Genomic DNA, 22402 nt, shown 5'->3' on the forward strand with positions numbered 1-22402 from the left:
TGTCAGCTGGCGAGTTACCCGAATGTTCAATTGTGACGTACCGGCGTGGCCGGAACCTGATGGAGAGTCTCTATGTTGAAGTTGGCGCGAGAGCAGATCTTGCTGGGGCAGTCGGTGGCGACCAAGTCGGACGCCATTGCCCTGCTGGCAGGCAAACTGACCGAAGCCGGTCTGGTGGAAGCGGGCTATGTGGATGGGATGCTGGCCCGCGAGGCGCAGCATGCCACCTATCTTGGCAGCGGCATCGCCATTCCCCACGGCACCACCGATACCCGTCATCTGGTGAAGAGCACCGGCGTCATGGTGGCCCAGTTCCCCAATGGTATCGAGTGGGATGAGGGGCAGATCGCCTATGTCGCCATCGGCATCGCCGCCAAGTCCGACGAGCATCTGGGCATTTTGCGCCAGCTCACCCATGTGCTGGGTGACGAGCAGGCGGCTGCCCAGCTCAAAGAGGCCACCGATGCCGACACCATCATCAACATCCTGACTGGCGCCACTGCCGCCAAAGAGGTGCAATACCTGACCTTGGCTGACTTCCCGGCCGATGATCGCGACCAACTGCTGCTGGGAGCAGCCGCCCGCGCCAAATCGGCGGGCTGGGGCGATGCCGCCATGGTAAGCGCCCTGTTGGCAAGCGATCCCGCCTATCTGGGCGAGGGCGTCTGGCTCGCCCGGGCGCAAGCAGCCCAGACCGGGTGGGTGCTGGCCACCCCGAGCCGCGCACTGTGCGCTGGGGAGTTGCCGGTCAACGCCATGCTGCTGTTGTGCGCCGCAGATAGCAGCCATCTGCCGCAGCTGGAGAATCTGGCCAAACTGGCGGCCGCTGGTCAGCTGGCGACGCTGGCAGGCAGCGACGGGTTGGCCATGTTGCAGGCAGGGCCAGCGAGCGGTCTTAGTGAAACCTTCACCATCATCAACCCCCACGGTCTGCACGCCCGTCCGGGCGCCATGCTGGTCAAGGTGGCCAAAGAGTTTGAATCCGACATCCGGGTTGCCAATCTGGATGGTAGCGGCGAAGCGGTCTCCGCCAAGAGCCTGATGAAGGTGATTGGCCTTGGGGTCAAGTGCGGGCATCGTCTGGCGTTTCGCGCCGAAGGGGCAGATGCCGAAGCCGCCCTCAAGGGGATCGGTGAGGCGATTGCCGCTGGTCTCGGCGAGGGGGCGCATTGATGAAGATTGTCACCATTACCCTCAACCCCGCCCTCGATCTCACTACCCGTCTCGAAGAGATGAGCCTGGGCGAGGTCAATCTGGTGAGCGAGGCCAACCTGCGTGCCGCAGGCAAGGGGATCAACGTCGCCATGGTGCTCAAGGACTTGGGCCGTGAAGTGGGTGTGACCGGCTGGCTGGGCGCTGACAATGAACAGAGTTTTGTCTCCCTGTTTGCTGAGCGAGCGCTGGATGATCACTTTGTGCGCGTGGCGGGCAGCACCCGCATCAACGTCAAGATCTCCGAGCAGTCCGGTCGGGTTACCGATCTCAACCTGCCGGGGCTCACCATCCAGCAAGGGGAAGTGAGCGCGCTGGAGCTGGCCATCGACGAGTTGGCACCTCACGCCGACTGGTTCGTGCTGGCGGGCAGCCTGCCCAAAGGGGTGGCTCCCGATTACTGCGCCCATCTGATCCGTCTGCTCAAGGCCAAGGGCAAGCAGGTGATCTTTGATTGCAGCGGCGCGGCGTTAAGCGAAGGGATCAAGGCGGCGCCGACCCTAGTCAAACCCAACCTGGAAGAGCTGAGCCAGTGGGCGGGGCGCCCCATCAAGACCCTGAGCGAGCAGGCCGAGTGTGCCCGCGCGCTGCAGGCAAGCGGCATCCCCAACGTGGTGATCTCCAACGGCGCCGATGGCCTCATCTGGTTTGCCCCGGATGCCGTCTGGCAGGCTATTCCGCCGCGGATGCAGGTGGTCAGCACTGTGGGTGCTGGCGACTCGTTGGTCGCTGGTCTCGCCCATGGTCTGAGCCTTGGCTGGGCGCCGGAGCAGACCCTGCGGCTGGCCACCGCCGTCTCGGCCTTGGCGGTTAGTCAGGTGGCGGTAGGCTTTAACGATATCAGTGTGCTCAACCCCTTACTTGAACAGGTGCGCGTACAGCCTCTGGATGAGCTGGCACAAGTTCAATGCAATACCCCCTCAATGGAAAACTCAGGAGATGCCCAATGAAAGCAATCTTGGTTACGGCTTGCCCTGCGGGCATTGCCACCAGCTTTCTCGCTGCAAAACGGATAGAACAGCAGGCCAAACTGGCTGGCTGGGAACTCACCCTCGACGTCGGCTCCAGCATGCAGCCCCGCCAAGTACCGAGCAAGGAGCAGATTGCCGCCGCCGATCTGGTGCTGGTTGTTGCCAGTGCCCCGGTGGATCTCGCCGCCTATGATGGCAAGCGAGTCTATCAGGGCAGCATGGATCTCGCCCTGCAGGATCCGGCTGCCTTGCTGGAAGCCGCAACCAGCGGCGCCAGCGTCTATCGTCATCAAGCCGCGCCCGCAGCCGCCAAACCGGCCGCCGCTGGCAAGCGCATTGTGGCGGTGACCGCCTGTCCGACCGGTGTGGCCCACACCTTTATGTCGGCAGAAGCGCTGGAGACCATGGCCAAACAGCTGGGTTACCAGATCCGCGTCGAGACCCAAGGCTCGGTCGGTGCCCAGAACGCCCTGACTGCCGAGGAGATTGCTTCTGCCGATCTGGTGTTCCTCGCCACCGATATCGAGGTGGACATGGCCCGTTTCGATGGTAAGCCGGTTTATCGCACCAGCACGGGCGCTGCGCTGAAGAAAACCCGCGCCGAGCTCGACAAGGCGTGGAACGAGGCGACACTCTATCGCCACAGCGGTGCCAGCCAGCCCAAGAAAGAGGAAAAAGCAGGCCCCTACAAGCATCTGCTGACCGGCGTCTCCTTCATGCTGCCGATGGTGGTGGCGGGTGGCCTTATCATCGCGCTCTCGTTCGTATTCGGTATCGAGGCGTTCAAGGTGGAAGGCACTCTGGCCGCCGCTCTGATGAAGATCGGTGGTGGCTCAGCCTTCGCCTTGATGATCCCGGTGCTGGCCGGTTACATTGCCTACTCCATCGCTGACCGCCCGGGTCTCGCCCCCGGCATGATAGGCGGCATGCTGGCAAGCTCGCTGGGCGCCGGTTTCCTCGGCGGCATCGTCGCCGGTTTCCTGGCCGGTTACAGTGCCAAATACCTGAGTGACAAGGTGCGCCTGCCGGTGACTCTGGAAGCGCTCAAGCCCATCCTGATCATTCCGCTCTTTGCCAGCCTCTTTACCGGTCTGGTGATGATCTATGTGGTGGGTGGCCCGGTGGCCGGCATCATGAATGCCATGACTACCTTCCTCAACAACATGGGCTCTGCCAACGCCGTGCTGCTGGGTGTCATCATCGGGGCCATGATGTGCTTCGACATGGGCGGCCCGGTCAACAAGGCGGCCTACGCCTTCGGGGTCGGCCTGCTGGCCTCCAAAACCTACGCCCCGATGGCTGCGGTGATGGCCGCCGGTATGGTGCCGGCGCTAGGCATGGGCATCGCCACCTTCCTGGCCCGCACCAAGTTCATCAAGGCGGAGCAGGAAGCGGGCAAGGCCTCCTTTGTGCTGGGTTTGTGCTTTATCTCCGAGGGGGCCATTCCGTTTGCCGCCAAGGATCCGATGCGCGTTATCCCGGCCTGCATGGTCGGCGGCGCCCTGACCGGTGCGCTCTCCATGCTGTTCGGCTGTGAGCTGATGGCACCCCACGGCGGCCTGTTCGTGCTGTTCATTCCGCACGCCATTAGCAACGTCATGATGTATATCGTGGCGATTGCGGCAGGCTCGCTGCTGACCGGTGTCTCCTACGCCATGCTCAAACGCGGCGAAGAGCAGGCCAAGCTGGCTACAGCCTGATAGTCATTCCACTTTCAAAGCAAGCAGTTCAATGCCGCCCGGTTGCAAAGCCGGGCGGCATTTTTATATGCCTTTTAAACAGAATCGTTGAGCAGCGGTTACTGAATTCTCGCGTATCAGGGCCAGCGTCAGGCTCAGTTTCAACACTTAATTGTGTGGGGAAGGGCCGTAACCAATATCCCGTGTATAGATTGTGCTGCCGCTAGGATAGGGGAGCTGGCTAGTTCCCGGAAAGCAAATCTATATCAACCGACAGTTACCTATATGTGCATCTGTGTAGATGCAACCTGAGTTGATAATCAGTTGAACAAGACCTGAGGCAGGTTTGCTATATGACAAACCTCCTCATTTCTGCGAAAGGGTGGACTCAGGTTTCGGTACAACCGAATGCCCTGGTTGGCAAGTATGCATTGAACCAGACGGTTCCATATCAAATGAATCTTGAACCCCACACCAGCCTATTGTAGATCGTCATATATACAGCTTTTGTATGCCAACAAACAAGATGTTAAACAGACAAAATCAGTTGGCCTCATGCTGAACACAGGCGCTGAAAAACTGGCATTCTCTGTTACGTGAAAAAGTAAACATGAGTTAACGCAGTGTTCAATGATAGAGAGATAACAGACAAAGCTGCTTTGCAGAACATGGGTATTAATGTGTCTGTGAGTGCACAGGGGAAAAGAGAAATAAAAAAGCCACACCGGTTGGTGTGGCTTTTGTTTAGGGGGTCAACCCGGGTTGCTTAGGGGCGACCGGCCGGGCAGGTGGCCACGTTGACGGCGGCTGTGCTGCCACCATGACGACCGGATGTGCTCACTTCGTTGCGTACCAGCGGCGGGTAGTTAACCGGCTCACGAGCAGGCAGGGCAGGGGCTTCGGCAGGGGTTGCCATCGGCGCGGATGCTTTGCGGGCACGAGCCAGCAGGCCGGCACCGTGAGCTACCTGTTTGGTCACGACCGGAGTCTCTTCCACCGCAACGGCAGCGACAGGTGCAGGTGTTTCGACAACAGCAACTGGCATTTCGACTGCAGCCGGTTCAGCTTCGACGACAGGAGTGTTGACTGCAGGGGCTTCTTCAACAACCGGAGCGGTTTCAACCACGGTAGCGGCAGTCACGTCGACAGTCGGAGCGGAGACAACAGCAACTTCTGGCTCTGCTGCAACCACGACTTCTGCGACAGCTGCAACAACTGGGCTAGCGGTCACATCTGTTTGAGTTGCTTCAACCTGGGCAGCAGCCTGCTCGGCAGCTTCTTCAGCAACGGCTTCGACAACCACATGCTCGGTCAGTGCCGCAGAGGCTTGCAGGGCAGCAGCGACGGCTTCAGCGCTCGGGATGGTAACAACAGGCACTACCGGTTCTTCAACCTGCGCTTTGGCAATATCTGCCTGGGCTGCGGTGGTCAGAGTGGTGGTATCTTGCTGTTCTTCGTCACGTTGGCTGCGGGCATCTTCGTTGATGCGCTTGCGGCGTTGGCCTTCGATGCGCTGGCTGCGCGGAGTACGGCGTGAACGGCGCTGGCCTTCACTCTGCTCTTCCTGCTCGTTACCCACGGTAGCATCGATCACTTCAGCTTGCGTTGGTACTTCGTCAACCGGCAGGGCAGGGGTGTCAGCAGCGGCGACATCGACGCGGATCTGCTTGCGCAGTTGGCGACGTTCGCGGCGCTCGGCCACTTTCTGCTCTTTTTCCTGACGTGGCTGGGCGGCAGCTGCATCAACGGCGTCTACCGCTTCAACAACGACTTCGGCGCGCGGCTCACGGGGCGCACGCGGTTCACGGGCCGGACGTGGTGCACGTTCCTGGCGCGGTTCGCGAGGCTCGCGCTCCTGACGGGGTTCACGTTCCATGCGCTGTTCGCTGCGCACTTCGCCACGAGCTTCACGCTCCTGACGAGGCTCGCGCTCTTTGCGGGGACGGCGATTGCGGTTTTCACCGGCTTCGCGGTTGCCACCTTCACGCTTCTCGCCAGCTTCCGCATTGTTGCGGTTGCCACGATTGTCATCACGACGAGGACGCTGACCACGGCCACGGCCTTCTTCGCGCTGGTGACGTTGACCTTCATCCTTGCGTGCTTCACGAGCTGCTGGTTTCTCGGCGGGCGCTTTCACGTCGGCAGGGGCTGCATCGCTGCTGAACAGGCCGGTAATGCCTTTGATCAGCTTGCTGAAGAAGCCGGCTTCGGCAGGGGCCGCAGCAACGGGAGCCGCCGGCTGTTGCGGTGCAACAGGGGCCGGTTGCGCCGGTTGGGCAAAGCCTTGCAGCAGCGGTTGCTCACGCTCGATCACCTGAGCTTGCTTCGGTTGGTAGACTGGCTTGGCAATCTCGGTTTTCAGCTCGTAGCTGGCCGCTTCCGGGATCTCGTTCTGACGAATGCGAGTCACTTCGTAGTGCGGGGTTTCCAGATGCTGGTTCGGAATGATGTAAACACGCACATCATTGCGCTGTTCCAGACTGGCGATGGCGGCACGCTTCTCGTTAAGCAGATAGGCGGCAACATCCACCGGCACCTGGCCGTGAACCTGCTCGGTGTTGTCCTTCATGGCCTCTTCTTCGATGAGACGCAGGATGGACAGAGCAAGGGATTCGTTGTCACGGATCACGCCCTGACCCTGGCAACGAGGGCAGATATGGCTGCTGGATTCGTTGAGGGAGGGGCGCAGACGCTGGCGAGACATCTCCAGCAGACCGAAACGGGAGATCCGACCCAGCTGGATGCGGGCCCTGTCCTGATGCACAGCTTCACGCAGACGGTTTTCCACTTCGCGCTGATGGCGAACCGGGGTCATGTCGATGAAGTCGATAACGATCAGACCACCCAAGTCGCGCAAACGCAATTGACGGGCAATTTCGTCGGCGGCTTCCAGGTTGGTTTGCAACGCAGTCTCTTCGATATCGCCGCCCTTGGTGGCGCGGGAGGAGTTGATATCGATGGAGGTCAGCGCTTCGGTCGGATCGATAACGATGCTGCCACCGGAGGGGAGGCGCACTTCACGCTGGAAGGCTGATTCAATCTGGCTCTCAATCTGGAAGTGGTTGAACAGGGCGACTTCACCCTTGTACAGCTTCACGCGGTTGAGGAAATCGGGACGGACCAGCTCGATATGGGCCTTGGCGCGTTCGAAAATCACCGGATTGTCGATCAGGATCTCGCCCACATCGCGACGCAGATAGTCACGGATGGCACGCACGATGACGTTGCTTTCCTGGTGGATCAGCACCGGCGCAGCACGCTCCTGAGAGGCTTTGTGGATGGAGTCCCAGTGGTTGAGCAGAACGTTCAGATCCCACTCCAGCTCTTCTGGCGACTTGCCCACACCTGCGGTACGTACGATCAGGCCCATGCCTTCCGGCACGGTCAATCCGCTCAGGGCTTCTTTCAGTTCAGTCCGCTCATCACCCTCGATACGGCGGGAGATACCACCGGCACGGGGGTTGTTGGGCATCAGTACCAGGTAGCTACCTGCCAGGCTGATAAAGGTGGTGAGGGCTGCACCCTTGGTGCCACGCTCTTCCTTGTCGATCTGGACGATAACTTCCTGACCTTCTCGGACCACTTCTTTGATGTTGGGACGACCCTGATAGGAGTAACCGGAGGGGAAGTAATTGCGGGCGATCTCCTTCAACGGCAGGAAACCGTGGCGCTCGGCGCCGTAGTCAACAAAAGCAGCTTCAAGGCTGGGTTCTACGCGGGTGATCTTACCCTTGTAAATGTTCGCTTTCTTCTGCTCGTGTCCCGGACTTTCAATATCCAAATCGTAGAGCTGTTGTCCGTCAACCAGCGCTACGCGCAACTCCTCTTCTTGAGTTGCGTTGATAAGCATTCTTTTCATTGAGTTCTCATTATTGTGTCATTTTGATTTCCTCCATCTGGGTCCTGCCAGCGCCGGCCTCGGGTCTTCAGCATACTGGGGCAACCTCCCGGTTGGGGTATGCATGAGGCGCAAACTAAGGGCGTTCTGGTCATCACTTCTCGAGAAGGAATGAATAAGGATGCCGAAATGGAGACAAATAAACGGTGATGTTTGTGTTCTCCATGCGTTGTACCTCGCACCCGGGAACCGTCATGTTCTTGTATACACGGTGTTTCGGGATTGGGTGGCATACTTTTTGGCCACTTAGTACAAGGCTTGAACACAATGACAAAACCTTGTTTATTATCCCATTTAAACCTCTTTTATAGCAAGGCGCCATTTTTCAACAAACCATGCAGCCAAGGGGCGCTGGCAGTGTTAAAATCCGCGCCATGACACAGATACAACAACAAGTGCAGCTGCTCACCATCGAAGCTGAGCATGACGGGCAGCGCATCGACAATTTTCTCAAGACTCAGCTAAAGGGCGTCCCCAAGAGCCTGATCTATCGCATCCTTCGTAAAGGCGAAGTGCGAGTAAACAAAAAGCGCATCAAACCGGAGTACAAACTCTGCGCAGGTGATGAGGTGCGGGTGCCCCCCGTGCGCGTTGCCGAGAAGAATGAGCTGCCTTCGGCAAACCTCGGGGTTATCCAGCGTCTGGAGAGCCAGATCCTGTTCGAAGACGATGCCATGATCGTGCTGAACAAGCCCTCCGGCATGGCCGTACACGGTGGCAGCGGCCTGAGTTTTGGCGTTATTGAGGGGCTGAGAGCCCTGCGTCCAGAAGCCCGTTTCCTCGAATTGGTTCATCGACTGGATCGCGACACCTCTGGTGTATTGCTTGTTGCCAAAAAACGCAGCGCCCTGCGCAGCCTGCATGAACAGTTGCGGGTCAAGACCATGCGCAAGCAGTATCTGGCGCTGGTGCGTGGCAAGTGGCAGGCTCACGTCAAGGTGGTCAATGCGCCGCTGCGCAAGAACGATCTGCAATCCGGTGAACGGGTAGTGCGGGTCAGCGCCGATGGCAAGCCCTCCGAAACCCGGTTCCGTATCGTGCGTCAATTTGCCGAAGCGACTCTGGTCGAATGTAGCCCGATCACCGGTCGAACTCACCAGATCCGCGTGCACACCCTGCATGCCGGTCATCCGATCGCCTGTGACGATAAGTACGGTGAAGCAGCATTTGACGAGAAAATGCGCAGCCAAGGGCTGAAACGGCTCTTTTTGCATGCCTGGAAGCTCAGTTTCACCCATCCGGCCGATGGTCGCGAGATGCAGGTAGAAGCGCCGCTGGCACCTGAACTCGACAACTTCCTCAACGGCTTGCCACGCTGATGCAGGATATCCGGCTCGCCATTTTCGATTGGGACGGCACCCTGATGGATTCGGTGGGCCGGATTGTTGCCTGTGTGCAAGGAGCTGCTAGAGATTGTGAGCTGGCGGTACCTGCACCAGCCCAGATCCGGCAGATCATCGGATTGAGCCTTGATGTCGCCATGCCCCGTCTGTTCCCTTTAAGTAGTGGCAGTGGCAGTGGCAGTGGCAGTGCCTTTGATGAGCGCCAGATTGCCGCACTCATCGATCGCTATCGTCATCACTATCTGCACGACGCGACCCCCAGCCCGCTGTTTGCCGGGGCAGGGGAGTTGCTACATGACTGGCAGTCACGCGGACTGCAACTGGCTGTCGCTACCGGGAAATCGCGCCGTGGGCTGGATCGGGTATTGGATGAGACCGGGCTGCGCCCGTTGTTTGTGACCAGCCGTGGGGCCGATGAGGCCCGCTCCAAGCCTGATCCGCTGATGCTTGAGCAGATCCTGGACGAGTTGGAGCTTTCACCCCGTCAGGCCGTCATGATCGGCGACTCTGTTCACGATATGGCGATGGCCGAGGCAATCGCCATGCCGTGCATTGGCGTCACCTGGGGGGTGGATAGCCGCGAGGCCCTCAGTCGTCACGGGCCAGTGGCGGTGGTGGACTCCATGACGGCTCTTCGCGCGCTGTTGTAGACGCCTCTCTTTAAGGGACATCGATCTGATTGATAACAGAAGCCCGGTGTATTGACCGGGCTTTTTATATCCTCGATCTAGCTTATCTATTTACCCGCAATCAGGGCAGGGCAATACCGTGGCGCTCCAGCAACTCGATCAGGCCGATCAGCGGCAGACCGATCAAGGCGTTAGGATCGCGCCCCTCCAGCCCCTTGAACAGCACGATCCCCATCCCTTCGCATTTGAAACTGCCCGCACAATCGAGGGGCAGTTCAGCCTCTACATAGCGGCGAATGGCGGATTCGTCGAGATCGCGAAAGTGGACCGTAAACGGTTCAATCAATTGATGAATCTCATTGGTTGCAGCGTTAAGTACGCACAGCCCGGTGTAAAAGGTGACGCTGCGACCTTGAGCCGCCATCAGCTGGGCGACGGCATTGTCGATGGTGACCGGTTTGCCGAGGATGTGTCCATCACAGACACACACCTGATCAGAGCCGATGATCAAGCCGTGATCACGTTGCCCTGCGATGGCATCAGCCTTGGCACGAGCCAGTCTGGCCACCAGCGCCTCGGCGGATTCGCCAGCCAGTGGTTGCTCATCCACATCGGGGGCGGCACATTCAAAGGGGAGTCCGAGCTTCTCCAGCAGGGCTTTGCGATAGCGAGAAGTTGAGGCGAGGATCAGATTCTGTGGCATAATCGAGTTACCGATGAAAGCAGGTACCGGCATTCTAGGGACTTGTGAGCTTAAAATCATCGGCGGTAAGGACTTTTTCCTTTGACTATCAGTTGTTGGACCTATATTATTCGCGCCCTATGCAAAAGGTGAAGTTGCCCGTTAAGGTTGATCCAGTCCGTAGTGCCTTGAAGCTGCTCGATTACATCGGGATAGTGGAAAAGTCGCAGATGCCCAGGCTGGAGGAATCAACCGCTGGCTTGCAGAGTGATATCGATGTATCACTGCACTTTGGCAAAGATGTCCAGAAGTTGACCGTTATGAAAGGCACTGCCCATGCCAAGGTTGACCTGGTTTGCCAACGTTGCGGAGAGACATTCGAACACCTCTGTGAAGCTGAATTTATCTACACTCCGCTGTTCGAAAGAACAAACGAGGAAGAACTGCCGGAAGCTTATGAGCCCATTGAGTTGGACGAAAACGGCGAGATAGATCTTCATCAAATCCTGGAGGATGAACTCATCCTCTCGTTGCCTCAAGTCGCAATGCATTCTCTGGATGCATGCCCGAGAGGAAACATGGAGATGACCTGGGGTGAAATCGAACCTGCTGATGAGCGGCCGAATCCCTTTGCAGTTCTTGAAGAGCTTAAACGTAAGTGAATTTAGGAGTTAGCCTACAATGGCCGTACAACAGAACCGTAAAACCCGTGCCAAGCGTGGCATGCGTCGTTCCCACGATGCGCTGACCACCGCTGCCCTGACTGTTGATCAGACCAGTGGCGAAATTCATCGTCGTCACCACGTGACTGCCGATGGTTTCTACCGCGGTAAAAAGGTAATCGCTTAAGGATTGCCTTTGTCTACGCAAACTGTCGCGCTAGACATCATGGGGGGAGATATTGGCCCCTCGGAAACAGTGCCTGCCGCCGTGCAGGCACTGTCTCTTTTACCCCAGCTAAAACTGATCCTGGTCGGCGACCAGCACCAGACCTCCTCTCTGCTGCAGCAACATAGCTTGCTGAATCATCCCCGAGTCCGTTTCGTACATGCATCCCAAGTGGTTGGCATGGGCGATAAACCGATCGTGGCGCTGCGTACTCTGAAAGACTCCTCCATGCGGGTGGTACTCAATCTGGTGAAAGCCGGTGAGGCCGATGCCTGCGTCAGTGCCGGCAATACCGGTGCGTTGATGGCGATGGCCAAGTGCGTGCTCAAATCCTTGCCCGGGGTAGACAGACCCGCCCTCATCAAGGCGTTGCCGACATTGAGTGGCAAACGCACCGTGATGCTGGATCTTGGCGCTAACGTCAGTTGCGATGCCGATACCTTGCTGCAGTTTGCAGTGATGGGCTCCGTCGTGGCCGAAAAGGTAGAAGGCATTGCATCCCCCCGTGTTGCCTTGCTCAACATCGGCGAGGAGGAGATCAAGGGCAACGATCTGGTGCGCCACAGCGCCGAATTGTTGCGTCAGTGCCACGCGCTCAATTATGTCGGGTTCGTCGAAGGGGATCGCATCTTCAGCGGCGACAGCGACGTGATCGTCTGCGACGGTTTTGTCGGCAATGTCGCCCTCAAAACGGCCGAGGGGGTGGTGCGGATGATGGCCCAGCTGGCCGGATATCCCCGCAAGAAACGCACTTTTCTTGGCCGGATCGCCGGATTTATGTTCAAACGGCGTTTTTCTTACCTGAACCCCGACCAGTATAACGGGGCAAGTCTGTTAGGATTGCGCGGCATTGTGGTAAAAAGTCATGGGCGGGCCGAACGGCGCGCTCTGTGTAATGCGATCCTGCTGGCCGCACAAGAGGCCAAACATCAACTTCCACTGCAAATAGCAGATCGCCTTGAAGCTGTCTTCTCTGACAGGGATCTATAAGAACTCTATGCATAGCAAAATTCTGGGTACTGGCAGCTACCTGCCGAGTTCAGTGCGTACCAACGCCGATCTCGAGCAGATGGTTGAGACCAGTGATGAGTGGATCGTAGAACGCACCGGTATCCGTGAGCGCCGTATTGCCGGGGCTGACGAAACCGTTGCCACCCTCTCTTGCCAGGCCGCCCTGCGGGCCCTGGAAGCAGCCGGTCTGACCGCTGCCGATCTCGATATGATAGTGCTGGCCACCACCAGTGCTGAAAATGCCTTCCCGGCTGCTGCCTGCGAGCTGCAGGGGCTGCTCGGCGTACCGGGCATTCCTGCCTTTGACGTGGCTGCTGCCTGTGCCGGTTTCACCTACGCACTCTCTATTGCCGATCAGTTCGTCAAATCTGGTGCCGCCCGCCATGTGCTGGTCGTCGGGGCCGATGTGCTCTCCCGCATGTGCGATCCGCAAGATCGCGGTACCATCATCCTGTTTGGTGACGGGGCTGGGGCTGTGATTGTCGGTGCCAGCGAGACGCCGGGCATCCTCTCTACCCATCTCCATGCCGATGGCCGTTATGGCGAGCTGCTCAAGCTGCCTCATCCCCGTCGCGGCATGCCGGGTGCCGAGCTCGAAGCCTACATGTATATGAAGGGCAACGATGTCTTCAAGGTCGCTGTCACCCGTCTGAGCGAGATCGTAACCGAAACGTTGGCCGCTGCTGGCATCGAGCCGAGCGAGCTGGACTGGCTGGTGCCGCATCAAGCCAACTTCCGCATCATCAGCGCCACAGCCAAGAAGTTGGGTATGAGCCTCGATAAAGTGGTGCTGACCCTCGACAAGCACGGCAATACCTCTGCCGCTTCCGTTCCGGTCGCCTTCGATGAAGGGGTGCGCGATGGCCGGATCAAACCGGGTCAGCTGGTACTGCTGGAAGCCTTTGGCGGCGGTTTTGCCTGGGGCTCGGCGCTGGTTCGCCTCTGATCTTCGGCGGGATGGTGCGCCCATCATCCCGTCACCGATTTCATTTTTGTCTTATCTAAAAGGAATCAATGATGACCCAATTTGCCATTGCCTTCCCGGGACAAGGTTCCCAGTCCGTAGGCATGCTTGCCGAGCTGGCCGAACAACATGCCGTGATCAAGGAGACCTTCGCTGAGGCGAGTCAGGTGCTGGGTTATGACCTGTTTGCCCTGGTGATGGATGGTCCGGTTGAAGATCTGAACAAAACCTGGCGCACCCAGCCTGCACTGCTGACTGCCTCTGTCGCCCTCTGGCGCCTGTGGCAACAGCTGGGTGGGGCAACCCCTGTCGTCATGGCGGGTCACAGCCTGGGTGAGTATTCCGCGCTGGTTTGCAGCGGCGCACTCGATTTTGCCGATGCGGTCAAACTGGTCGAGCTGCGTGGTCTGGCCATGCAAGAAGCGGTACCGGAAGGCACCGGGGCCATGGCGGCCATCATCGGTCTGGATAACGAATCCATCGCAGCCAACTGCGAAAAAGCGGCACAAGGGCAGGTGGTCTCTCCGGTCAACTTCAACTCCCCGGGCCAAGTGGTTATCGCCGGTCACAAAGAGGCCGTTGAGCGCGCCAACGTGCTGATGAAAGAGTCGGGCGCCAAGCGTGCGCTGCCGCTGCCGGTCTCCGTGCCGTCTCATTGTGCGCTGATGAAACCTGCCGCAGAAAAACTGGCAGCTGCGCTGGACGGGATCGAGATCAAGGTTCCAACCATCGCGGTCATCAATAATGTCGACGTATCCTGTGAACAGGATCCGGCCGCCATCAAGCAAGCGCTGGTACGTCAGCTGTTCAGCCCGGTTCGTTGGACCGAGACTGTCGAGCGGATGGCCAATGAGGGGGTTACCCTCGAGATCGAGATGGGACCGGGCAAAGTGCTGACCGGGCTCGCCAAGCGCATCGACAAGCGCGTGGAAGGTATTCACGCCAACGATGCCGCCTCTTTCGAGCAGGCGCTGGCCCAGATCAAGTAAACAGGAGCAAGTGATGAGCTTTACCGATAAGGTTGTGTTGGTGACCGGTGCCAGTCGTGGCATCGGCCGTGCGATTGCCGAAACATTCGTGGCCCGTGGCGCGAAAGTGGTCGGTACGGCGACCAGCGAGAGCGGTGCCGAGGCGATCAGCGCCTATCTGGGCGACAATGGTTGCGGCATGGCACTGAACGTGACCAGCCAGGAATCCATAGAAGCCGTCTTCGCCGCCATCAAGGCGCGCTTTGGCGACATCGACATCCTGATCAACAACGCAGGGATCACCCGTGACAACCTGTTGATGCGGATGAAAGATGACGAGTGGAACGAGATCATCGATACCAATCTGACCTCGCTTTACCGTCTGAGCAAACCGGTGTTGCGTGCCATGATGAAGAAACGTCACGGTCGCATCATCAGCATTGGCTCCGTGGTGGGAACCATGGGCAATGCCGGTCAGGTCAACTATGCTGCCGCCAAGGCCGGTCTGGTTGGTTTTACCAAATCGTTGGCGCGGGAAGTGGCATCCCGTGGTATCACAGTGAACGCGGTTGCTCCTGGTTTCATCGAAACCGACATGACCCGTGCCCTGAATGACGATCAACGTGCCGGCATCATGAGTCAGGTGCCTGCCGCCCGTTTGGGTGATCCAAAAGAAATTGCCGCAGCTGTGGTATTCTTGGCTTCTGATGAAGCAGCCTATATCACCGGCGAAACCCTGCATGTTAATGGCGGGATGTACATGGTGTAATCAATTTGTCGTGAGATCTGTTCAAATTTGCGATAGTACGCCGAAGTTTGGCACATTTCGTGGTTTGACCAGCGGCAAGCTACTTGCAAACTCACGTCAATTGAATAAACTACCCCAACCAGACGCAAATAGCGTATTTTTAAAGGAAAATTCAGGTCATGAGCAACATCGAAGAACGCGTAAAGAAAATCATCATCGAACAACTGGGTGTTAAAGAGGAAGACGTTAAGAACGCTGCCTCCTTCGTCGACGACCTGGGCGCTGACTCTTTGGATACCGTTGAACTGGTAATGGCGCTGGAAGAAGAATTCGATACCGAAATTCCTGATGAAGAAGCCGAGAAGATCACCACTGTTCAAGCGGCTATCGACTACATCACCGCTAATCAGGAATAAGTTCCTGTTCTGAAAGAAGCGGCCCCAGGGCCGCTTCTTTTGTATTTGTTCCTTTTCAAAAAACCTCTCGGAGACTACCTCAGTGTCAAAACGCAGAGTCGTGGTGACCGGCTTGGGGATGCTTTCCCCGGTGGGTAACACTGCCGAATCCAGCTGGCAAGCACTGCTCAACGGGCAGAGCGGCATTTCCCTTATCGAACACTTTGATGCCAGCGAGTTTGCAACCCGCTTCGCAGGTCTGGTCAAGGATTTCGAGCCCGAGCAGTACGGTATCAACCGTAAAGACGCTCGCAAGATGGATCTCTTCATTCAATACGGCATCGCAGCTGGTATGCAGGCGCTGGATGATTCCGGCCTGACCATCAATGAAGAGAATGCCGAGCGTGTCGGCGTGGCGATTGGCTCCGGTATCGGTGGTCTGGGTCTGATTGAACAGAACCACGAAAGCTTGGTCAACGGCGGCCCGCGCAAGATCAGTCCCTTCTTCGTTCCGTCCACCATCATCAATATGGTGTCCGGTCATCTCTCCATCATGAAAGGTCTGCAAGGGCCGAACATCGCCGTGACGACCGCCTGTACCACAGGTACCCATGCCATCGGTATGGCGGGTCGGATGATCGCTTACGGTGATGCCGATGTGATGGTCGCCGGCGGTGCCGAAAAAGCCTCCACCGCGATGGGGATGGGGGGGTTTGCTGCCGCCAAGGCACTCTCCAACCGCAACGACGAGCCGCAAAAAGCGAGCCGTCCGTGGGATAAAGATCGCGACGGTTTCGTGCTGGGTGACGGTGCTGGGGTACTGGTGCTGGAAGAGTACGAACACGCCAAGGCCCGTGGTGCCAAGATCTACGCCGAGCTGGTTGGTTTTGGCATGAGTGGTGACGCGTACCACATGACAGCGCCTCCTGCAGATGGCAACGGTGGCGCTCGTGCCATGAAAAATGCCATCAAGGATGCCGGCATTGCCCCCGAGCAGATTGGTTACATCAACGCGCACGGTACCTCCACCCCGCTGGGTGATGTAGCCGAGCTGCGTGGCATGAAGTCGGTGTTTGGTGAGCACGCCAAATCCCTGATGGTCAGCTCCACCAAGTCCATGACCGGTCACCTGTTGGGCGCCGCCGGTGCCATCGAGGCGATCATCACTGTGTTGGCCCTGCGTGATCAGGTGGCTCCGCCCACCATCAACTTGGACAACCCGGATGATGAGTGCGATCTGGATCTGGTACCCCATGTGGCCAAGCCAGGTAGCTTCGAGTACGCCCTTTCCAACTCGTTTGGTTTCGGCGGCACCAATGGCTCACTGATCTTCAAACGCGTATAATTGCCTGCGGGCAATGACAGAGGCCCGATACTGCCGGTATCGGGCCTTTTTTATCGGAGGGATCCCTTTGCTTATCAATGGCATGAAGCTTGACACGATCTCGGCCCATGATCGGGGGCTGGCCTATGGTGACGGTCATTTCACCACCATGGCGGTCAGGGAGGGTCGCGTGTTGCAGTGGCCTGCCCATCTGGCACGGTTGCAGCAGGCCAACAACCGGCTGGGATTGGTTGAACCGGACTGGGATCTCTTGACCCGGGAGGTTGAAGAGATGGTGGCCGACCAGCCACAATGCGTGGCCAAGGTGATCCTGACCCGCGGCGAGGGGGGGCGAGGCTATGACGGCAGCGGATGTCAGCACACAACCCGGATGGTCACTCTGGCGCCATTTCCCACTCACTATGGCCAGTGGCAACAGGAGGGGATCGAGATGGTGGTGTGCCGCCAGCGGATCGGTGATGCGCCTATGCTGGCCGGGCTTAAAACCTTGAATCGTCTGGAGCAGGTATTGCTGAAAAGCGAACTTGTCAGCCGAAATGCAGTCGAAGGGATAGTGCTTAACAGTCGTGGTTTTCTGATTGAAGGGGTCAGTGCCAATCTGTTTTGGCGTCGGGGCAAGACGGTGTTTACGCCCGATCTCGCCCGCGGTGGTGTCGATGGCATCATGCGTCGCCAGGTGATGGCGATGTTGAAACAGATGAGTATTGAGTTGCGTGTGGTAGAGGCTCCGCTGGAGTCACTATGGCAGGCGGAAGAGGTGTGGCTCACCAATACCCTGATGGGGGTCGTGCCAGTCAATGGCATCGAGGATATTCACTATCCCCCAGCGGTATTGAGTCGCCATTTACAGGAGCGTTTGGTCATTGAAGTTTAATCGGCTTTACACCCTGCTCGCGGGGGCGGCGCTGACGGTAGCCGCTGCCGGGGGCTATGTACATTACAAATGGCAACAGGTAGAGACGCTCACCAACAAGGGGCCGACCCGGCTCTTTACGGTGGAGAAGGGCGCCCATGCGGCGCGCCTCATCGCCGAACTGGGTGAGGGGGAAACCAGCCCCTGGGCGGTGCGGCTCTGGCTGCGCAGCCATCCCGAACTGGTGGCCATCAAATCGGGCACCTATGAAATCAAGGAAGGGGCCCCTCTCAAGGAGACCCTCTCTCTGTTCGCATCGGGCAAGGAGTTTCACTTCAGCCTCACCTTCGTCGAAGGTTCCCGTTTCGAGGATTGGCAGAAGCAGCTCTCCAGCGCCCCATACCTTGAGCGATTGACCGTCGAGCAATCAGAAGCCGACCTGGCGCAGGAGCTCGGCATCGAGAATGGCAAGCTGGAGGGGTGGTTCCTGCCGGAAACCTACGCCTATACCACCCATGCCAGCGATCTCTCGATCCTGCGTCGTGCCCATCAGGATATGGAGACTTTCCTGCAGCAGAGCTGGGAGAAACGTCAGGCCAACCTGCCTTACAAGACCCCCTACGAGGCGTTGATCATGGCCTCAATTATTGAAAAAGAGACCGGCCAGCCGGATGAGCGGGCGCAGATCGCCTCGGTGTTTGTCAATCGTCTGCGTCTGGGCATGAAGTTGCAAACCGATCCCACCGTCATTTACGGGGTGAAAGATCGCTATGATGGCAACATTCGCCGCAGCGATCTGACCGACAAGAACCCCTACAACACCTATGTGATCGATGGTCTGCCGCCCACGCCTATTGCCATGCCGGGCAAGGCCTCAATCGAAGCTGCGCTTAACCCCAAATCGACCGACTATCTCTATTTTGTCGCCAAGGGGGGCGGTGCCCACTATTTCTCCAAGACCCTCGACGAACACAATCGGGCGGTTCGCGAATACATATTGAAGAAACCTTAATGTCTAAATTTATTGTGATCGAAGGATTGGAAGGGGCAGGGAAGAGCTCGGCCGTGCGTTATGTGACCGACTATCTGCAGCGCCACGGCATCAACCGGATCGAGTGCACCCGCGAGCCGGGTGGTACGCCGCTGGCCGAGCGGATGCGGGCCATCGTCAAAGAGGTGCACGACGAGCGACTCACCATCGAGGCGGAACTGCTGCTGATGTACGCCTCCCGGGTACAACTGGTGGAGACCCGCATCAAGCCGGCACTGGCCAACGGTGTCTGGGTGGTGGGAGATCGCCACGATCTCTCCTCCCAGGCCTATCAGGGTGGCGGCCGTGGTATCGATGCCCAGCTTATCGGAGCCATCAAGCAGGCGGTGCTCGGCAACTTCAAGCCGGATCTCACCCTCTATCTCGATATCGATCCCGCCCTTGGCTTGCAGCGCGCCCGCCATCGTGGCGAGCTGGATCGCATCGAACTGGAGCAACTGAGCTTCTTCGAGCGTACCCGAACTCGTTATCTCGAACTGGCCGCCAAGGATGATTCCATTGTGGTGATCGATGCGGCGCAAACGCCGGAACAGGTCAAAGCTGCCATCGAGCGTGCATTGGATCACTATCTGTCGAACGAGCCGCTATGTATCCCTGGCTGATCCCCGACTGGCATGCCCTGAGCCAGACGGCCCAGTCCGGTCGTCTAGGCCACGCTTGGTTGTTGCTCGGCGATCCCGGGCTTGGCAAGGAGCAGCTGGCCGAGCGGCTGGCGCGTTTACACCTTTGCCAGCAACCGGATCGCGGAGAGCCGTGCGGCCACTGCCACTCTTGCCAGCTGTTTGACAAGGGCAACCACCCGGATCTCGGCACCATAACGCGCGACAGCAAGACCATCGGGGTGGAGGCCATTCGCGAGATCTGCACCCGGCTGCAGGGCTCTGCCCAGCTCGGCCGTGGCAAGGTGGTGATCATTCCAGATGCGGAGCGGATGACCGAATCGGCAGCCAATGCCCTGCTGAAAACCCTGGAAGAGCCGGCCGGCGACAGCCTGCTGATCCTCATCGCCTCCCAGGTTTCCCGGTTGCTTCCCACCATTCTCAGTCGCTGTCACAAACATGTCTGCCAGTTGCCAGCAGAAGGTGAGACGGTGCGCTGGTTGGCCGAGCAGGGTCATCAGGCCACTCTGGCTCAGGTGCGGATCTGTCAGGGGGCTCCGCTGCGGGTACTCGACTATATCGAGCAGCAACAGGACGGTACTCGTCGCGAACTGCTGGAACAGTTTGTCGCCCTGAGTCAAAGTCCGGTCAAGGCGACGGCTTTGTGCAGCCAGCTTGGTCAGGAGACGCAGGTCAGGTTGCACTGGTTGCAGCTCTTCTTGTGCGATGCCCTGAAAACCCAGGCCGGATGTGGTCACCATCAGCTGGCCATGCCTGATCTGGCCATCTTGAGTCAACGGTTGGCGGAGCAGCACTCCAGCGAAAAACTGCTGGAGGCAGAACAAGATCTGGTTGCCCTGAAAGCGGCATGTCAGCCGGGTCAGCTCTCCAATCCCACCATCCATCTGATGAACTGGCTCAGTCGCTGGTTATAAGTACCGACAAGCAGAAGGTTTTATATGTTACTCGTTGATTCCCACTGTCATCTCGATCGCCTCAGCTATGGCAGCAAGCAGACCAGCATGGCCGATGTGCTGGCCAAGGCCGCGCAACTGGACGTGGGATATTTTCTCTGTGTCAGTGTGACTCAGGCACAGTTCCCGACCATGCTCGAGGCGATCGCCCCCTATCCCCAGGTGTTTGCCTCTTGCGGGGTACACCCGCTCAATCAGGAACCCGGTGTCGATGCCGAGTTACTGTTCAAGCAAGCTGCCGATCCACGTGTGGTGGCCATCGGTGAGACCGGTCTTGATTACTTTTACTCGCCCGAGAACAAGGAAGTGCAGCAAGCTTCTTTCCGCGAACATATCCGGGTTGCTCACGCGCTGAACAAGCCGCTGATCATCCACACTCGCGATGCCCAGCAAGATACCTTGCAGATCATGCGTGAAGAGGGCGCTGATCAGGTTGGCGGTGTGCTGCACTGCTTCACCGAATCCCTCGAAATGGCAGAAGCAGCAATGGCGATGGGGTTCTATATATCCATCTCCGGGATCGCCACCTTCAAAAATGCGTCTGCCCTGCAAGAGGTGGTCAAGGCTCTGCCCCTCGACAGATTGCTGGTTGAGACCGACTCGCCCTATCTTGCACCCGTGCCGCATCGGGGGAGGGAGAACGAGCCCGCCTTTGTACGAGACGTTGCCCAGTTTATTGCCGACCTGCGCCATGTACCGCTTGCTGAATTGGCAGAAGCCACCAGCCGGAATTTCTTTGAACTATTCAAGCTGGCTAAAAAATAACCCAAAAGCCCCGTTGCTCGGGGCTTTTTATATTTCAAATACCAAGCTGATTACCCACCTGAATATCAACACCGAGCTACGTTATCTCTCACTTCTTCCTGCCAATTTTACTTTTTTGTTTCTGCTAAACTGGGTCGAATGATATTCCTATGTTTCCTTTATTCAGCGTGGTCAAAGGGTATTAAAACAAGATATTCTAAGTATCGATAATATTCATTATCGATACTTGATGCATGTGGAGGATCCTGTAAGATCCACTTAAACTTCATACAAATCATAGTGTTCCGTGGCATATCCAACCTTGTCCAATCCGGCTCATCAGTCACTGCAGACTGTTTTCGATGCACAGCTAAATAGTCGGGCACGCCGCTTTTTGCGCAGTGCAAAAGCGGATTCCACCCTCAATGCCTATCAGGCGGATACCCGTATTTTTGTCTTCTGGTGCCAATTGCACGGGCTGGATCCGCTACAAACAACCCATCATGACATCATGAACTTTCTGGCAGATCAGGCCGATGGCGTATTGGCTGACTGGGTATGGCTGGATAAAGAGGAGGGGAAGGGGGAGCTGCGTAACGGTGAACCTCGTAAACCGGCAACTCTGGTAAGGCGTCTGGCAGGGATCCGTTATGCCTTCAAGCAGAAAGGCATTCATCCCATGCCCACCGAACATCCCGAAATAAAGGAGATGATGCGCGGTATTGTCAGGTTGGGGGATAACCGCAAGCGCAAAACCGGTGCCCTGACGCTGCAACCATTGACCCAGGTGCTGGATGGCATCGACACCGGTGATCTGGCTGGCTTGCGTGATCACACCTTGCTGCTCTTGATGTTCAGTGGCGCCTTGCGCCGCTCGGAAGCAGCCCGAATTGAAGTGAGCGATCTCGATTTTGTGGGGCAGGGGATCCGCCTTCGCCTCAAACCGAGCAAGCATCAGCTGCATGAAACCGAAATAGCCCTGATCCCGGGCAAACACTATTGCCCCGTGTCGGCACTGCAAAAATGGCTACACAAAAGCCGGATCAGCGAGGGGCCGCTGTTTCGGCGCATGAACCGCTGGGGTCAACTGATGGCTGAACCACTCGGCCCCCAGGGCATCAATCTGATGATCAAGCGGCGAACTGGCCAAACCATCGACGATCTCTACGTCAGTGGCCATAGCCTGCGCCGTGGATTTATCACCTCTGCTGTAACTGCCGGAAAGCCGATGAACAAGATCATTGAAGTCACTCGCCACAAGGATATGCGAACCCTGCAGGAGTACTTCGATGACGCCCACAAATTCTCCGATCATGCCCTTGATGGCTTGCTTTGACACAACTGCGTCACTTCATTTTTTATGTTAAATGATATCTTGTTGATCTGATGATATATTTGCCGTGCAGCCAGCAGCCCAAGGTGGAAGGGCATCTTCCTATGGATAATGG

General features: G+C 57.8%; 21 protein-coding genes. 19 read left to right on the plus strand and 2 right to left on the minus strand.

All coding sequences use genetic code 11. From position 1 onward, the window contains the following. Nucleotides 1-72 precede the first annotated feature (72 nt). From fruB to fruA, 3 genes are read left to right on the plus strand one after another with little or no spacing between them, the layout of a single operon-like run. On the plus strand, nt 73-1173 hold the full coding sequence (fruB, locus tag AB5Y73_RS09795) for a fused PTS fructose transporter subunit IIA/HPr protein (protein WP_107682938.1): 1101 nt from the start codon (nt 73-75) through the stop codon (nt 1171-1173). After that, nucleotides 1173-2162 carry a 1-phosphofructokinase gene (gene pfkB, locus AB5Y73_RS09800; protein WP_107682939.1) on the plus strand — a complete coding sequence of 330 codons (990 nt, stop codon included), beginning with the start codon at nt 1173-1175 and terminating at the stop codon, nt 2160-2162. Before fruB ends, pfkB begins: the two co-directional genes overlap by 1 nt. Further along, nucleotides 2159-3883 (plus strand): PTS fructose transporter subunit IIBC, encoded by a 1725-nt coding sequence (fruA, locus tag AB5Y73_RS09805; RefSeq protein WP_107682940.1) that lies wholly within the window; start codon nt 2159-2161, stop codon nt 3881-3883. The genes pfkB and fruA overlap by 4 nt, the downstream gene beginning before the upstream one ends. Nucleotides 3884-4628: 745 nt before the next feature. Here fruA and rne read toward each other — a convergent pair. Continuing rightward, nucleotides 4629-7721, minus strand: a complete 3093-nt coding sequence (gene rne, locus AB5Y73_RS09810; protein WP_107682941.1) for a ribonuclease E — start codon at nt 7719-7721, stop codon at nt 4629-4631. A 413-nt stretch (nt 7722-8134) separates the two neighbouring features. On the opposite strand from rne, the gene rluC reads away from it, so the two are divergent. Together rluC and AB5Y73_RS09820 are read left to right on the plus strand one after the other, a co-directional pair. Beyond that, entirely contained in the window at nt 8135-9079 is a 945-nt protein-coding gene (gene rluC / locus AB5Y73_RS09815; protein WP_005351815.1) for a 23S rRNA pseudouridine(955/2504/2580) synthase RluC, read from the plus strand. Continuing rightward, nucleotides 9079-9753, plus strand: coding sequence for an HAD family hydrolase (locus AB5Y73_RS09820; protein ID WP_368147536.1), 675 nt, complete (start codon nt 9079-9081; stop codon nt 9751-9753). Before rluC ends, AB5Y73_RS09820 begins: the two co-directional genes overlap by 1 nt. A gap of 100 nt (nt 9754-9853) precedes the next feature. Here AB5Y73_RS09820 and AB5Y73_RS09825 read toward each other — a convergent pair whose 3' ends face one another. Then, nucleotides 9854-10435 (minus strand): nucleoside triphosphate pyrophosphatase, encoded by a 582-nt coding sequence (locus AB5Y73_RS09825; protein WP_118854768.1) that lies wholly within the window; start codon nt 10433-10435, stop codon nt 9854-9856. A gap of 119 nt (nt 10436-10554) precedes the next feature. Here AB5Y73_RS09825 and yceD point away from each other — a divergent pair, with 119 nt between their 5' ends. From yceD to AB5Y73_RS09895, 14 genes are all read left to right on the plus strand, one after another. Continuing rightward, the gene (gene yceD, locus AB5Y73_RS09830) at nt 10555-11076 is read left to right on the plus strand and encodes a 23S rRNA accumulation protein YceD (RefSeq protein ID WP_013723766.1); all 522 of its coding nucleotides are present in this window, start codon (nt 10555-10557) and stop codon (nt 11074-11076) included. A gap of 19 nt (nt 11077-11095) precedes the next feature. Beyond that, the gene (rpmF, locus tag AB5Y73_RS09835) at nt 11096-11263 is read left to right on the plus strand and encodes a 50S ribosomal protein L32 (protein ID WP_005300935.1); all 168 of its coding nucleotides are present in this window, start codon (nt 11096-11098) and stop codon (nt 11261-11263) included. A 9-nt stretch (nt 11264-11272) separates the two neighbouring features. Beyond that, the gene (plsX, locus tag AB5Y73_RS09840; RefSeq protein ID WP_118853811.1) at nt 11273-12292 is read left to right on the plus strand and encodes a phosphate acyltransferase PlsX; all 1020 of its coding nucleotides are present in this window, start codon (nt 11273-11275) and stop codon (nt 12290-12292) included. A 7-nt stretch (nt 12293-12299) separates the two neighbouring features. Continuing rightward, a complete protein-coding gene (locus AB5Y73_RS09845; RefSeq protein ID WP_064336099.1) occupies nt 12300-13259 on the plus strand; it encodes a beta-ketoacyl-ACP synthase III in 960 nt (319 codons plus the stop codon). 71 nt (nt 13260-13330) lie between these two features. Continuing rightward, the gene (gene fabD, locus AB5Y73_RS09850; RefSeq protein WP_107682944.1) at nt 13331-14266 is read left to right on the plus strand and encodes an ACP S-malonyltransferase; all 936 of its coding nucleotides are present in this window, start codon (nt 13331-13333) and stop codon (nt 14264-14266) included. 13 nt (nt 14267-14279) lie between these two features. Further along, nucleotides 14280-15014: a 3-oxoacyl-ACP reductase FabG gene (gene fabG, locus AB5Y73_RS09855; RefSeq protein WP_005351850.1), complete on the plus strand. Its 735-nt coding sequence runs from the start codon at nt 14280-14282 to the stop codon at nt 15012-15014. Nucleotides 15015-15172: 158 nt separating this feature from the next. Beyond that, nucleotides 15173-15409: an acyl carrier protein gene (gene acpP, locus AB5Y73_RS09860; protein ID WP_005300909.1), complete on the plus strand. Its 237-nt coding sequence runs from the start codon at nt 15173-15175 to the stop codon at nt 15407-15409. Between the two features lie 82 nt (nt 15410-15491). Next, nucleotides 15492-16733: a beta-ketoacyl-ACP synthase II gene (fabF, locus tag AB5Y73_RS09865; protein WP_107682945.1), complete on the plus strand. Its 1242-nt coding sequence runs from the start codon at nt 15492-15494 to the stop codon at nt 16731-16733. Between the two features lie 67 nt (nt 16734-16800). Continuing rightward, the gene (pabC, locus tag AB5Y73_RS09870) at nt 16801-17607 is read left to right on the plus strand and encodes an aminodeoxychorismate lyase (protein ID WP_118853813.1); all 807 of its coding nucleotides are present in this window, start codon (nt 16801-16803) and stop codon (nt 17605-17607) included. Continuing rightward, the gene (gene mltG, locus AB5Y73_RS09875; protein ID WP_005333156.1) at nt 17597-18598 is read left to right on the plus strand and encodes an endolytic transglycosylase MltG; all 1002 of its coding nucleotides are present in this window, start codon (nt 17597-17599) and stop codon (nt 18596-18598) included. Before pabC ends, mltG begins: the two co-directional genes overlap by 11 nt. Beyond that, entirely contained in the window at nt 18598-19239 is a 642-nt protein-coding gene (gene tmk, locus AB5Y73_RS09880) for a dTMP kinase (RefSeq protein WP_107682947.1), read from the plus strand. The genes mltG and tmk overlap by 1 nt, the downstream gene beginning before the upstream one ends. Beyond that, nucleotides 19224-20171, plus strand: coding sequence for a DNA polymerase III subunit delta' (holB, locus tag AB5Y73_RS09885; protein WP_107682948.1), 948 nt, complete (start codon nt 19224-19226; stop codon nt 20169-20171). The genes tmk and holB overlap by 16 nt, the downstream gene beginning before the upstream one ends. 24 nt (nt 20172-20195) lie before the next feature. Beyond that, complete coding sequence (locus tag AB5Y73_RS09890; protein WP_279499608.1) at nt 20196-20975, plus strand: YchF/TatD family DNA exonuclease; 780 nt, start codon at nt 20196-20198, stop codon at nt 20973-20975. Between the two features lie 286 nt (nt 20976-21261). Next, entirely contained in the window at nt 21262-22290 is a 1029-nt protein-coding gene (locus AB5Y73_RS09895) for a site-specific integrase (protein WP_107682950.1), read from the plus strand. The last annotated feature ends 112 nt before the right edge of the window (nt 22291-22402 follow it).

Source organism: Aeromonas sp. s7(2024) (genome assembly GCF_040907825.1).
GTDB classification, from domain to species: domain Bacteria; phylum Pseudomonadota; class Gammaproteobacteria; order Enterobacterales; family Aeromonadaceae; genus Aeromonas; species Aeromonas veronii.

Excerpts from the sequence above, each read along its gene's own strand:
- rne (WP_107682941.1), bottom strand. The coding sequence starts at position 7,721 with ATGAAAAGAATGCTTATCAACGCAACTCAAGAAGAGGAGTTGCGCGTA.
- fruB (WP_107682938.1), top strand. The coding sequence starts at position 73 with ATGTTGAAGTTGGCGCGAGAGCAGATCTTGCTGGGGCAGTCGGTGGCG.
- AB5Y73_RS09845 (WP_064336099.1), top strand. The coding sequence starts at position 12,300 with ATGCATAGCAAAATTCTGGGTACTGGCAGCTACCTGCCGAGTTCAGTG.
- yceD (WP_013723766.1), top strand. The coding sequence starts at position 10,555 with ATGCAAAAGGTGAAGTTGCCCGTTAAGGTTGATCCAGTCCGTAGTGCC.
- AB5Y73_RS09890 (WP_279499608.1), top strand. The coding sequence starts at position 20,196 with ATGTTACTCGTTGATTCCCACTGTCATCTCGATCGCCTCAGCTATGGC.
- fabG (WP_005351850.1), top strand. The coding sequence starts at position 14,280 with ATGAGCTTTACCGATAAGGTTGTGTTGGTGACCGGTGCCAGTCGTGGC.
- AB5Y73_RS09820 (WP_368147536.1), top strand. The coding sequence starts at position 9,079 with ATGCAGGATATCCGGCTCGCCATTTTCGATTGGGACGGCACCCTGATG.
- pfkB (WP_107682939.1), top strand. The coding sequence starts at position 1,173 with ATGAAGATTGTCACCATTACCCTCAACCCCGCCCTCGATCTCACTACC.
- acpP (WP_005300909.1), top strand. The coding sequence starts at position 15,173 with ATGAGCAACATCGAAGAACGCGTAAAGAAAATCATCATCGAACAACTG.
- rpmF (WP_005300935.1), top strand. The coding sequence starts at position 11,096 with ATGGCCGTACAACAGAACCGTAAAACCCGTGCCAAGCGTGGCATGCGT.
- holB (WP_107682948.1), top strand. The coding sequence starts at position 19,224 with ATGTATCCCTGGCTGATCCCCGACTGGCATGCCCTGAGCCAGACGGCC.
- fabD (WP_107682944.1), top strand. The coding sequence starts at position 13,331 with ATGACCCAATTTGCCATTGCCTTCCCGGGACAAGGTTCCCAGTCCGTA.
- fruA (WP_107682940.1), top strand. The coding sequence starts at position 2,159 with ATGAAAGCAATCTTGGTTACGGCTTGCCCTGCGGGCATTGCCACCAGC.
- rluC (WP_005351815.1), top strand. The coding sequence starts at position 8,135 with ATGACACAGATACAACAACAAGTGCAGCTGCTCACCATCGAAGCTGAG.
- tmk (WP_107682947.1), top strand. The coding sequence starts at position 18,598 with ATGTCTAAATTTATTGTGATCGAAGGATTGGAAGGGGCAGGGAAGAGC.
- AB5Y73_RS09825 (WP_118854768.1), bottom strand. The coding sequence starts at position 10,435 with ATGCCACAGAATCTGATCCTCGCCTCAACTTCTCGCTATCGCAAAGCC.